8 protein-coding genes are annotated in these 13,070 nt (G+C 37.1%); 5 read left to right on the top strand and 3 right to left on the bottom strand.

Features of this window, described 5'->3' with window-relative positions:
• The first annotated feature begins 15 nt into the window (after positions 1 to 15).
• Together HMPREF0766_RS19655 and HMPREF0766_RS19650 are read left to right on the top strand one after the other, a co-directional pair.
• Entirely contained in the window at positions 16 to 327 is a 312-nt protein-coding gene (locus HMPREF0766_RS19655) for a DUF3467 domain-containing protein (protein ID WP_003001357.1), read from the top strand.
• Between the two features lie 263 nt (positions 328 to 590).
• Entirely contained in the window at positions 591 to 2,099 is a 1,509-nt protein-coding gene (locus HMPREF0766_RS19650) for a carbon-nitrogen hydrolase family protein (protein ID WP_003001356.1), read from the top strand.
• Between the two features lie 85 nt (positions 2,100 to 2,184).
• On the opposite strand, the gene smc is transcribed toward HMPREF0766_RS19650, so the two are convergent.
• Both smc and HMPREF0766_RS19640 read right to left on the bottom strand, forming a co-directional pair.
• Entirely contained in the window at positions 2,185 to 5,727 is a 3,543-nt protein-coding gene (gene smc / locus HMPREF0766_RS19645; RefSeq protein ID WP_003001355.1) for a chromosome segregation protein SMC, read from the bottom strand.
• A gap of 116 nt (positions 5,728 to 5,843) precedes the next feature.
• Positions 5,844 to 6,329: a regulatory protein RecX gene (locus tag HMPREF0766_RS19640; protein ID WP_003001354.1), complete on the bottom strand. Its 486-nt coding sequence runs from the start codon at positions 6,327 to 6,329 to the stop codon at positions 5,844 to 5,846.
• 72 nt (positions 6,330 to 6,401) lie between these two features.
• On the opposite strand from HMPREF0766_RS19640, the gene HMPREF0766_RS19635 reads away from it, so the two are divergent.
• Together HMPREF0766_RS19635 and HMPREF0766_RS19630 are read left to right on the top strand one after the other, a co-directional pair.
• Complete coding sequence (locus HMPREF0766_RS19635; protein WP_003001353.1) at positions 6,402 to 8,843, top strand: bifunctional UDP-N-acetylmuramoyl-tripeptide:D-alanyl-D-alanine ligase/alanine racemase; 2,442 nt, start codon at positions 6,402 to 6,404, stop codon at positions 8,841 to 8,843.
• A gap of 52 nt (positions 8,844 to 8,895) precedes the next feature.
• The gene (locus HMPREF0766_RS19630; protein ID WP_003001351.1) at positions 8,896 to 9,492 is read left to right on the top strand and encodes a DUF502 domain-containing protein; all 597 of its coding nucleotides are present in this window, start codon (positions 8,896 to 8,898) and stop codon (positions 9,490 to 9,492) included.
• Between the two features lie 126 nt (positions 9,493 to 9,618).
• Here HMPREF0766_RS19630 and HMPREF0766_RS19625 read toward each other — a convergent pair whose 3' ends face one another.
• Positions 9,619 to 11,109 (bottom strand): transglutaminase-like domain-containing protein, encoded by a 1,491-nt coding sequence (locus tag HMPREF0766_RS19625; RefSeq protein WP_003001349.1) that lies wholly within the window; start codon positions 11,107 to 11,109, stop codon positions 9,619 to 9,621.
• A 317-nt stretch (positions 11,110 to 11,426) separates the two neighbouring features.
• On the opposite strand from HMPREF0766_RS19625, the gene HMPREF0766_RS19620 reads away from it, so the two are divergent.
• Entirely contained in the window at positions 11,427 to 13,064 is a 1,638-nt protein-coding gene (locus HMPREF0766_RS19620; protein WP_169311228.1) for an O-antigen ligase family protein, read from the top strand.
• Positions 13,065 to 13,070 lie beyond the last annotated feature (6 nt).

Here is a 13,070-nt window from a genome sequence, read left to right as displayed (position 1 = left end):
TATATTACAATAAGAATGGAAAATAACAATCAGGAGAATCAGGAATTGAGTATTGAACTGACGGAAGAAACAGCAGAAGGAGTATACTCCAATCTGGCTATTATTACACATTCATCTACAGAATTTGTTGTGGATTTTGTTCGTATCATGCCCGGTGTACCAAAGGCAAAGGTCAAATCCAGAATTATTCTGACTCCCGAACATGCGAAAAGGCTTTTAGGTGCTTTGCAGGATAATATTAACCGTTTTGAAGCTCAAAACGGATCAATTAAAGCCAATGATAATACATTGCCGCTTAATTTTGGAACTCCAAAAGGAGAAGCATAATTAAAAAATCTCTTGCTGCCTTTAGCCGAAATCAGAGGATAAAGGCAGCAATGATTTATAAACGGAACTCATCCTTTCAGACGTTCCGATCCATACGTACCTGCCGGTATATCAGGATATTCAGACTTTCTTTCGTGCAAATTAGCTGATTAATTTTAAAAAAATGCTAAGTTAGGATAACAGTTGGCATTATTTTTTGTTTGAATGATGTATGATCGCTGATCTTAATTTTTCACTTACATTAAATTTTAAAAATAATATATATGGATATACAGGTAAGACCTTTGACCAAGAAGGACTATAGAGATTTAAAAAACTCCATGGAGGAAGCCTATCAGGGTATGGGAGAAGTCTGGAGCCGGGAGAATATCGTCGATCTGATTGAGTTGTTTCCCGAAGGGCAGTTATGTGTGGAGGTCGATGGTCATGTTGTCGCTTGTGCCTTATCCATTATCCTTAATTCAAAAAAGAATAATATCTATGATAGTTACTACGATATTATTGATGATGGTAAATTCAGTAAACATACGCATGAAGGTGATACTTTATACGGGATAGAAGTTTTTGTACATCCGGATCATCGTGCATTACGCCTGGGGCGAAGACTTTATGACTCCCGTAAGGAACTGTGTGAGCAACTCAATCTCAAAAGTATTGTAGCCGGAGGACGTATCCCTAACTACCATAATTACTCAGAAAAAATGAGTCCCCGCGTTTATATCGAAAAGGTAAAACGTAAAGAGATCTACGATCCGACGCTCACATTTCAGTTGTCCAATGATTTCCATGTCAAGAAGATTCTGAAAAATTACCTGCCAGAGGATATGGATTCCATGGAGTTTGCGGTATTACTGGAATGGAATAATATTTATTACGAACCCGATTCCCGTTCCATTTCTACATCCAAACAAACTATTCGTCTTGGACTGATACAATGGCAGATGCGCCTCTTTGATAATGTCGAGGCTTTTTATGACCAGATTGAGTTTTTCGTAGATACGGTCAGCGATTACGGTGCTGATTTTATTATGTTTCCCGAATTTTTCAATACTCCGTTGATGAGTCCATTCAATGACCTTCCTGAAAGGACCGCAATGAAAAGACTGGCCGAGCTCACCAATGAGATCGTAGATCGTATACAGCAGTTCGCGGTATCATATAATGTCAATATTATAGCAGGGTCTATGCCTGTCTATGAGAATAATAAACTGTATAATGTTTCCTATCTCTGTCACCGGAGTGGTAAAGTAGATTCCTATCGTAAGATCCATATCACCCCGAATGAGTCCAAGTATTATGGTATGATAGGAGGGAATGAAGTCAAAGTATTTGATACAGATTGTGGTAAGATCGGATTATTGATCTGCTATGATGTAGAATTCCCGGAATTGAGCCGTATACTGGCCGATCAGGGTATGCAGATTTTATTTGTACCTTTTATGACAGATACGCAGAACGGATATATCCGTGTACGTACATGTGCGCAGGCACGTGCTATAGAAAACGAATGCTATGTGGCTATTGCAGGTTCAGTCGGTAATCTGCCACGTGTCAATAACATGGATATTCAATATTCCCAATCGGCTGTATTCACTCCCTCTGATTTTGCATTTCCCAATAATGCCATCAAAGCCGAAGCCACTCCCAATGCTGAAATGGTGCTGATCGCAGATGTGGACTTATATGCGTTGCGGGATCTGCATGAATATGGTACCGTCAAGATCATGAAAGACAGAAGAAAAGATCTGTACGATGTACGGCTATTGAAATAAGAGAAGGATAGTAATAATCAGGTCCTGATATAAGAAAATCTTCACCTGGCATATTTGTAAAACATGCCAGGTGAAGATTTATTTTTTAAGCGACATCTCTCAGGTCGACAGCAACTACTCTGGAGATTCCCTGTTCTACCATCGTCACACCGTAGATGACATCTGTACTTGCTATAGTACGCTTGTTGTGCGAGACTACTATAAATTGTGAATCGTTAGAGAATTCACGGATAATATTGTTGAATTTGTCAATATTCGTATCATCAAGCGGAGCATCTACCTCATCGAATATACAGAAAGGCGCTGGCTTCAGCAGATACAGGGAGAATAACAACGCTGTAGAAGTCAACGTCTTCTCTCCTCCCGACAATTGATTAATAGAAAGCGGTCGCTTGCCTTTAGGACGTGCAATAATGTCAATATCCGATTCCAGTGGATTGTCCGGATCAGAAAGCGTCAGGTCACAGCTGTCTTCTTCATTAAATAATGATCTGAACACACGGATAAAGTTTTCGCGGATCATAGTAAAGGCCGTCATGAACTTATCTTTAGCCGAATCATCGATCTCTTTGATGGTTGCCATTAAAGAGTTTTTGGCTTCCAGCAGATCAGATTTTTCTTTCGTAATGAAGTCCGACCGCTCGTTCATTTCATCATAGGCTTCTTTGGCCATTGGATTGATTGTACCGTATTCATCCAGTTGTTTCTTGATCTTCTCACAGGTTATCTGCAGCGCTTGCTGAGACAGGCTTGTTTCTGGAGGTTCAGTTTCCAGAAGGTCTTTAAGGTCAATATTGAACTCTACAGAAAGACGCTCACGAAGAGCATTCAGATCGATCTGTAATCTGGTCTTTTTATCTTTAATCTCACCGATCAGCATATCGGTAAGCTCTTTGGATTTGCGCAACTGTGCTATAGCTTCTTCCAGATCATTAATGACTTTGCGTGAAGCATAGAAGTCCTCTTCTATGTCCTGTAAGCCTTTTTCAAGAGCCTCCTTCTGAGCGTACATAGCGAGCAGATCCTCATCGTTATGATCAACGTGCTGAAGTGTATCTTTTATACTTTGTTGTACCTCTTCATATTCAATCGTATTCTTTTCGATGCGGGCTTCAAATGTTTCTTTCTGAACATCTCTGTATTCCAGATCCTTCTGAATACCTGATACTTTATTCTGTTGCTGATGAAAATGAATATTCTGTTGATTGAATACCGCTGATTTTTCAGTCAGGATCTCCGATATTTCATTAAAGTTTTCCTGCAGATCCTGTACCTCCAGATCTCTCTTCTGGTTTTCAATTTTCAGATCCTGTAAGGTCGGGTCTGCCGTCAAAAGATCATTGGTAATAGTCGTGATTTTGGCTTCTATGTCCTGTTTACGGTTATGACTATTGGTGATAAAAGTCTGGTATTGTTCCTGTTTGGTTTTGACGGATATCAGTTCATTGTTGAGACGATTAAGCTGGTGGCGCAACTCATCTATAGTTTCCCGTTGTGAATTGTTTTTGAGCGATACCAGTTTACCGGATTGCTCTACTTCACGGGTTTGCAGTTCTACGATCTGCTGATTCAATGTTTTGATTTCTTTTGCCAGATTCTCCAGGTTTTTGGCCCTTCCGATTCTCTTCCCTTCAAACAATCCTACCGAACCACCCATAAGTCCTAATCTGTTTTTTGCAAATCGTCCTTCCTTATGCAGTATGATTGTATCATCCTGCGGAAGCTGCGTTTCGAGATCTGCAGATTCGCCGTGTTTCAGGATGAAGACATGTTGTAGTAAGATTTCGCACAGCGTTCTGTACTTTTCTTCTACAGTGATGACATCCAATGCCCGGATCAGCTTTTCATCCTCAACGGCAGGAGCGAATGGAGAAAGTGAAGTGATAGCATCCAGTACAAAAAAGTTTGCTCTTCCTCTCGACGCATCGCTCAATAACTGGATGGCCTGTACGGCATCCTGTTGTGAATCTACCACATAATGATTCATGATAGGCTCCAGGTAGTTCTCCACTGCAACCCGATAGTCTTCTTTACAAAAAAGAATATCCGAGAAGAGCGGAAATTGTTTTTTCCAACCTGCACTTTTGCGCAGGAACCGGATAGACTCCGGAAATCCTTCCAGATTATCGACCAATGACTTGGTCAGATTATATTCGTTCTGTTTTGCATCGACTATACGACTTTGTCTGTTGAGCTCATCCTTAATCGTCTGCAACTCGGATTCCGTAGCCGTGATTTGTAGCTGCAGTTCACTTTCAGATTGTATAGCGGATTCGTATTGCTGCTGTTGAGAGTCTACACGACCTTCAAGATCTGCAACGGCGATATTAAACTGATTTAATTCCGTTTCTTTAGAAGCGGTATCGCTGACATTGCGCAGAGATTCCTGCTGAAGAGCATCTTTTTGTATATTGAGTACTGCGATATCTTTTTCCAGCTGATAGATTCTGCTCTGAATTTCCCCTCTTTCTTTTTGAAAACTGTCTAACTTGGCTTTTGCAGATTGTTGTTGTGCTCTCAGCTCTTCTACTTCAGTCTTGTTAGCCTCCAGATCCATTTTTATACTGTCAAATTTGGATTGCTCTTCAAAGAGCTCCTCATTGAGTCTTTTTATATTATAGAAAGCATGGTTGAGTTGTTGCTTATCATTTGCCAGTTCTGTACTTAATCTCGCCTCTTTTTCCTGCAAATGACGCATCTGCTCATTTTTGATCTTTTTCTCCGATTCGTATGCTCTTATCTTATTGACATACTCGTGCGTACTCTTTTGTTGTACAGAGAGATTCTTCTCTTTAGCAAGGATATCCTTTTTCTTTTCCTGCAGCTCCGTTTCCTGCAGGCCGATCTGAGATTGATTCTGCTGAATAACTTCCTGCTGTGCAGCTTCCTGTTCTTCCAGTTTTTCCAGATCCTGGCTGAAATCTGCCAGTTTGAAATAGGCGAGACTTACGCTGGCGTCTTTATATTCATCCTTGAGACGGAAATATTTATCTGCTTTCTTTGCCTGATTTTCCAGACTCTTCAGATTCTTACCGATCTCAAATAGGAGGTCATCTACACGGCTAAGGTCGTTTTCTGTTTCTTTCAGTTTAGAAAGGGTTTGCTTTTTGCGAACCTTATACTTAGATATACCGGAGGCTTCTTCAAAAAGATTACGCCGGGAATTATCTTTATTATTAATAATCTCGTCAATCATTTTTAACTCAATGATGGAATAGGTATCCGCCCCAAGACCTGTATCCAGAAAAAGATCCGTAATATCTTTTAAGCGACATTTTACATCATTCAGTCTATATTCACTTTCTCCGTTTCGGTAGAGTTTTCTGGTGATATTCACGGTTGAGAACTCTGTAGGAAGAATGTTTTTTGTATTATTAAAGGTGAGGGATACTTCGGCCAGATTAGCAGGCTTACGGTTTTTCGTGCCGTTAAAAATGATGTTTTCCATCTTTTCCGAACGCAGCGCTCGGGTGCTTTGTTCACCCATTACCCAACGGATCGCATCTACCACATTGGATTTTCCGCAACCGTTAGGGCCCACAATAGCCGTCACACCATCATTAAAGTTGATCGTAATCTTGTCACCAAAACTTTTGAACCCCTTTATTTCCAACTTCGTTAACTGCATATTCGTTAATTTACTTCTTCTAAAAAATAACGTGCGAAAATACTAAATATGTTTATATCCACGTAACATAGATTTTAAGTTAGGTTTATTTTTGAAGGATATTGGCTGTATGCCGGTCAATATGTGTTTTCTTTTAGAAGATCCCATATTTCTGTACTTTCAAACCCTCTTCCGGCTGCATATTGAGCCAACTTGTTTTTACGTATATACGGGTCGTCCTCTTTTAGCGAAGCTGCTTTTTTTTGCAGGATATCTGCCAGACGAGAGAGGTACTCATCGTAATCAATTGCTGCTAATGCCTGTCTGATAAGGGGAGGAGATACTTTTTTGAAAGTAAGCCCTTGTTTTATCTTTATTTTCCCCCAACCTTTCATTCTGAATTTACCCGAAGCATAGGCCAGAGCAAACCGTTCTTCATTGAGGAAGTTGTCGGAAATAAGCTCGACAATTATATTTTCCACATCTTCCTGATGTAGTCCCCAATCATAGAGTTTATCTCTTACTTCCTGTTGAGCCCGTTCCTGATAAGCACAATAATTCTCGGCTTTGAGCTTAGCCTGTGCCGCTGTCAGTACCCTCTTTTTCTTTTCATCGTCCCGCATCTTACAAAAATTAAAAAAATACCCAACTTATGGAAAAAATGGCAATCTTTGATCTACCAAAAGAGAGGTAGTATGTACACGATTTCAGAGATTCAGGATATTATTAAGCCCCGCAGATCTTATTTAGCCGATACTAAGGTAAGTATCCATTACCTGCTATATGACAGTAGAAAGATTGCACATGAGAAATTAGGTATTTTCTTTGCATTTACCGGACGTCAGGACGGCCATCTTTATATTCAGGATGCTTATAATAAAGGAGTACGTAATTTTATACTGGAAAAAGATACAGAACAGGAAGTACAGATGCCCGATGCCAATATCCTGTGGGTTGCAAATTCATGGACAACCCTGCAATCTTTGGCACAACATAACAGATCGCGTTTTCAGGGACCAGTCATAGGTATTACGGGTAGTAATGGTAAGACCATTGTCAAAGAGTGGTTGTTTCAACTGATGTCTCCGGAATATAAAATCTACAGAAGTCCTAAAAGTTACAACTCTCAATTGGGGGTAGCCCTATCTCTATGGGATCTGTCCAATCAGTATAATCTGGCTATTATCGAAGCAGGTATCAGCCATGTCGGTGAAATGGACCGTCTGGAAGCTATGATCAAGCCCACTTTTGGCGTGCTTACCAATATTGGTATTGCTCATCAGCAGGGATTTGCTTCAAAGCTGGAGAAAACCGAAGAGAAACTCCGGTTATTTAAAGATGCGGAGACGCTTATTTACCCCGCCAAATATCTGGAGGCTGTACAGATTCCCTATAAGCCGCGCAAACTGTCCTGGGGAGAAGAAGAAGATAATCAACTGGAAGTCTATTCTATCCGCAAGCCGGAGGATGGACAGACCTATGTGACGCTATACTATGGCGGAAAGACGTTTGGCATTTCGGTTCCGTTTACGGACAGTGCTGCTATGGAAAATGCCATTACCTGTGTAGCGGTGATGCTGCGCTTCGGTTACGATACAGCGCTGATAGCCGAGCGGATCAGGAACCTGTTGCCGGTTGAGATGCGTCTGGAACTGAAGAACGGTAAAAATAATACATCTGTCATAGACGATTCATACAGCAATGATCTGGTGTCCCTGCAGATTGCTTTGGATTTTTTAAATCAACAGCATCAGCATACGAATAGCATACTCATCTTATCCGATATTCCGGGTGTTACGCTGACTGATGAAAAGAATCTCAACAAGCTAAAACGTTTGGTTGCGGACCGTAATCTGACCCAACTGATCTTAATAGGCCCCGTACTGAGGCAGTACGCTGAACAATTAGGCGTACCTTTTCAATGCTATGCATCTACGGCCGATTTCATTGCTAATCTGAAGGATATAGAATTTCGGGATGCTACCATATTGCTGAAAGGAGCGCGTGACTTCCATTTTGAGGACATCAGTAAGCTGTTAGTCGCAAAATCTCATGATACGGTATTAGAGATTAATCTGAATGCATTGGAGCATAATCTGAATGTGTATCGCGGACTGGTACCCAAAGAGGTGAAAATGATGGCTATGGTTAAAGCCTTTTCTTATGGAAGCGGAAGTTTTGAAATTGCAAACCTCTTACAGTTTAATCAGGTAGATTATCTTACTGTGGCCTATGCAGATGAAGGAGTGGAATTGCGTAATGCAGGAATTACGCTGCCCATTGTTGTCATGAGTCCGGATGAAAATGCTTTTGAATCCGTAGTTCAGCATAATCTGGAGCCCGAAATCTATAGTTTTCGTATTCTTCATGCCTTTATTTCGTTTGTCAGGATCAAAGACCTAAAAAATTTCCCTATTCATATCAAGGTAGATACCGGTATGCACAGGCTAGGTTTTATGCCGGATGAAGCTGAAGCGCTGATCGATATCCTGCGTCAACAGGATGTGGTCCGGGTACAATCGGCATTCTCTCATCTTGCCTCGGCTGCAAATCCACAGGATAATGCATTTACGGCCGAGCAGATCCTTAAGCTGGATCAGTTTGCGAAGAAACTGCAGCAGGAGCTTGGATATAGTTTTTTACGTCATATCGCGGCTACTTCAGGAATTGAGCTGTGGCCGTCTGCTTATTTTGATATGGTGCGTTTGGGGATAGGTATGTATGGTGTGGAGGCGAGCAGGACAGATCTCAGCTTACAGACAGTAGGTGTATTGAAGACGAATGTAACGCAGATTAAACATATTCCGGCATCAGAGACTGTCGGATACAACCGTCATGGCGTATTGCACCGGGACAGCAAAATCGCAACGATTAAGATCGGTTATGCAGATGGATATGACCGTCGGTTTGGTAACGGAGTAGGGAAGATGCTGGTCAACGGACATCTCGTGCCGACAGTAGGAGATATTTGTATGGATATGTGTATGCTCGATGTGACAGATATTGCTGTAAGTGAAGAAGATGAAGTTGTTGTGTTTCCGGATATTACAGCGGCTGCAAACAGTATTGGTACGATTCCGTATGAGTTACTCGTCAATATTTCACAACGGGTAAAAAGAGTATATTTTTACGAATAATGCGCTGATGATTTCGCATCTTTGTAAATCATTTTTTAGGGTATAATACGCCATGTTTTCAAAAATTTTTAGAGGGTTTTTAAACTATCTGATCAAGGGCACCTTGGTCATGGTTCCATTAGCAGGAGCAATTTTTCTGATTGTCTGGATCGTAGCATCTGTAGATTCGACTTTGAATCTGACCGAACATTTCTTAGAGGATGAAAGCGGTCATCCCTTGTATATTCCGGGTATCGGGATATTAACCGTTATACTGATCCTGGTTCTGGCTGGAGTTATATTCACAAATTTTGTGACAGATCCGATCAAGCAGTGGATTACACGCCAGATTAACCGGATACCGTTGTTCAATACCTTATATTCCTCTATTAAGGATTTCACTGAAGCTTTTGTCGGGGATGCCAAGAAATTCAACGAACCGGTATTGGTTACTGTAAACGATATGGGACTCAAGAAGATCGGATTTCTGACGCAGCATGATCTGAGCAAACTCAATCTTCCGGATGATGTGATAGTTTACTTTCCCTATTCCTACTCTTTCGCAGGTCAGGTCGTGATTGTTAAGGCTGATAAGGTAGAAAAACTGAATATGTCTGCTACAGATGCAATGAAACTGGTTGTTTCAGGCGGTGTCAGCGGTTTGGAGTAAGATATAAAAGATAAATAATTTTTATATAATAATTAAAAAATGTTTGTTTTTAAAGTATTTGTGAAAATTTTATATAATTATAACAGTGTTTTTTTTGAGATAATTAATTAGAAGGTTTGTGTATATTTACCACCAAATAATTTTATTATTTACATATTGAAATGGTCTAGCTAAATAGTCAATTGAATTCTCACCTGTAAGTTTATAAAATGAGTTTGGAGAATGTATAATACGAAAAGAAAGTCGGCCATTTTTAGGATATTTAGATTCTAACTTTTTCCATTCTCCATTTGAAAGTAATAGATTTAATGTATACAATTTTTCAGATTCGACGTGAGCCCTCTCTCCATCATTAAACTTATTTATCTTTATAATATGAAATTTTGATTTCTTTTTTAAGTAAATATGATCAATATTTTGTACTTCTCCCTTATTAGTAACAAACAAAATATTAGGTAATAATTCTATTCCATTTTCTGTTGGTGATGCGATTCTATAAAGAATATTTGTGGTCATTTTTCTAAATGACGCTATGTTATTGTTGTTTTTACTCCAAAAGATTGGTTCCCAAGCGCCATAATTGTATACACAAATATATAGGAATGGAGATGAAGAATATTTATCTGGAATGTTGAATTTGATGTCATAACATGTTGTATGTTCATTTGTCACATCAGTTGTATTATCATTTATAAAATGATCCAATTTAAAAGGATAATTCCTGAGATAAGGTGAAATAGAATCAGTGTATAGACCACTATACGAAAAGTTTTGTCTGAAAACCTTGGAGGCTCTGCATAGGCCTTGTTTATGTTCAGTTGTGACATTGGCTTTGAGATTTCCAGATGAATCCAATAAAACAAATTCGGCATGACCTGCATTTTTGCTTCCCCATTTTGGAACAATATCAACAGTTGCAGGAATTCCTGCAGATCTTAAAGCATAAACAAACAATCTTGCTATTCTGTAACATTCTCCTTTTCGGGAAAATAGTAATTCATTAAAATCTGGCTGTTGAGAGAACAGATAATTACTCTTATCATATCTGTACCATTGGTAAATATTTTTGGAAATGAGCTTAGCTGCATTTTCAATAGAATTATCTGTAGTTCTATCTAAAGAATCCAAAAATCCTTGTTGTATTCTTTCAAAATAACTTCTCCATTCAGTAGGGAATTCCATTTCAATTTTGTAGGGGAGAACATATTTTAAGAATAAATCTTCTGAAACCCCTTTTGACCAGGAATATCTTTCTCGGGATGAAACTGCTTCTTCAATAAAACGCCTTATATCTTTAGTATTTAATATCTCACTTTCTTTAATTTTTATTACAGAAGATTCTAATTTGTTTATTTGCATATATTTCATCAGAGTTGCTTCATTTTGAATTGAATCTATTCTGATTTTTATTCTGTTATTTTTTTTATCCATAAAAAGTAATTTTTCACTGTATCTAGATTCAAATTTATTTCGAAGAAATAAAACACTTTTTAATTTTAGGCTATCTCTATCATCTTTTGAGTAATCATTTATTAGAGAATTCCATTCAATAATCTCTGGTTCTTTACATTGGATGATTAATATTAATGAAAATAATAGAATTATTCTGCGCAGCATAATGAAATTTATAAAGAGTATTTTGTTTAATAAAATTATTTTAAATTATTATAATTTTTACAATATATTTATTATACTTGATTTTTGAAAATAATATGTCTATAATGTGTAATTTATTTTTTTTAAATATCTATATTGTTCGGTGTAATTTTTTTTGTAAAATTTTATGCGGAATTTTTTTATTTTTTTTGTTTATTTGTCCTATTATTAATTTTATTGATTTTGATGATAGGTTTATTATTTCTTCTGAATTTTTCTTTTTATTTACAATTTCTTTTGAATATGTCGCATTAACAGTATTGTTTTTAGTTTCATCTATGAAAAGAGGGATATCATTCACTATTTTAGATATTCTTATTGCAGTTTTTATGTTTTACATTATGATCAGGTATTCTAGCCAAAATACGTTTGCTTTTGATAGTTTGATATTCTTAAATATAATTACTTCGGTTTTTGCATATATTATATTCAGATCGATTACAAAATTTCTCAATTCTAAAAATCTTATACTTTTTGCTATAAATACTCTTTCGATAGTAGTACTCATTGTTAGTATCCATTCAGGGTTAGAATATTTTAAAGTTTTAGGTTCGGATATTTTTAAAATCACAAGTGTATTTGGCAATCCGGGTATTCTAACTAATTATTTAAGTATAAGTCTACCATTCTTACTTGGAGGGCTATATGTAATAAAAAAATATTCAGTTTATAGAATTCCGTTAATGTTTCTGAATACTCTAAGTGTTTTTACATGTATTTCAATCCTTTTATTAGCAGGACAAAGGGCAGCGCTTATAGCGGTTTTTTTTGGATGTTTTTTTATATTGTTGATAATTGATGGTGAAAAAATGTATTCTTATTTTAAAAGAAGAATAGTAGTTTTTTTTGGTCTTTTTTCTATAATCATATTTTTTCTATTTTTTGCTGTTTCTTATTATTCCCAAATAAAAACTCAATCTGTAGATGGTCGGATATTTATTTACAAGAACACCTTAAATATGATTATGGATAACCCAGTGTTTGGAGTTGGGTTAGGAAAATTTAAATCGGAATACAATTTATATCAGTCGGAATGGTTCGAGTCAAATCCTGATGATCATTTTAATTCTCTTATTGCTTCAAACACCAAATCTCCGTTCAATGAATACCTATTAATAACGAGCGAATTAGGTATAATTGGATTATTAATTTTTGGTGTACTTACTCTTGTGATTATTTCTTATAGTTTAAAAACACTTAGATGTACCGGAAATGGAAAAGAAAAAATAGTAAAAATTGCATCTATTGGAAGTTTGATTAGCATTTATATTTGTTCTCTTTTTTCATATCCTACTGCTGATAGTTCAATTTTACTATTGATAATCTTTTTTCTGACATTATTGAATTTTAATCAACGAAATGTCTTTCACATATCCAATTTTAGTTTGGGTGTAATTATACAGTGCTGTTTTTCTCTTATTATATTGTATAATATAACAGAAGTATATATATGTCATAGAAAGTGGGAAAGAGCCGCAAATTGTGCTGAGAATGGTTATTTTAATGAAAGGGCATATATAAATATTTATCATCGCCTTCAAAGCAATAGTAATTTTCTTTATAATTATGGAGTAGAATTGCTTTTTAATAATAAGGTTGAAGAAAGTGTTAGAGTTTTAGAAGAATCTAGAAAATACTATACTGACTCAGATGTTATGGTATTCCTTGGCGATGGTTATATGATATTAAACAATCTTGATAAATCGGAAGAAAGCTATCTTAAAGCAGTCTATATGGTGCCTAAGAAATTTATTCCCAAGTATGCTTTGTTGCAATTTTATTGGGGTATTGATGAATGTGATAAAGCGAAATATTGGGCGAATAAAATATTAAATACTAAAGAGACAGTTCTTAACGCAAAAGTATACATAATCAAAGAAAAGGCTAAAAAAATTTTGAATGTAAACTGTAATTAATGTAAA

The sequence above is a fragment of the Sphingobacterium spiritivorum ATCC 33861 genome (assembly GCF_000143765.1).
Taxonomy (GTDB): domain Bacteria; phylum Bacteroidota; class Bacteroidia; order Sphingobacteriales; family Sphingobacteriaceae; genus Sphingobacterium; species Sphingobacterium spiritivorum.
This window is presented reverse-complemented; position numbering and strand designations above follow the sequence as displayed.

Coding starts and splice junctions, on each gene's coding strand:
- HMPREF0766_RS19630 (WP_003001351.1), top strand. CDS start 8,896: ATGTTTTCAAAAATTTTTAGAGGGTTTTTAAACTATCTGATCAAGGGC.
- HMPREF0766_RS19635 (WP_003001353.1), top strand. CDS start 6,402: ATGTACACGATTTCAGAGATTCAGGATATTATTAAGCCCCGCAGATCT.
- HMPREF0766_RS19625 (WP_003001349.1), bottom strand. CDS start 11,109: ATGCTGCGCAGAATAATTCTATTATTTTCATTAATATTAATCATCCAA.
- HMPREF0766_RS19620 (WP_169311228.1), top strand. CDS start 11,427: ATGAAAAGAGGGATATCATTCACTATTTTAGATATTCTTATTGCAGTT.
- HMPREF0766_RS19655 (WP_003001357.1), top strand. CDS start 16: ATGGAAAATAACAATCAGGAGAATCAGGAATTGAGTATTGAACTGACG.
- smc (WP_003001355.1), bottom strand. CDS start 5,727: ATGCAGTTAACGAAGTTGGAAATAAAGGGGTTCAAAAGTTTTGGTGAC.
- HMPREF0766_RS19650 (WP_003001356.1), top strand. CDS start 591: ATGGATATACAGGTAAGACCTTTGACCAAGAAGGACTATAGAGATTTA.
- HMPREF0766_RS19640 (WP_003001354.1), bottom strand. CDS start 6,329: ATGCGGGACGATGAAAAGAAAAAGAGGGTACTGACAGCGGCACAGGCT.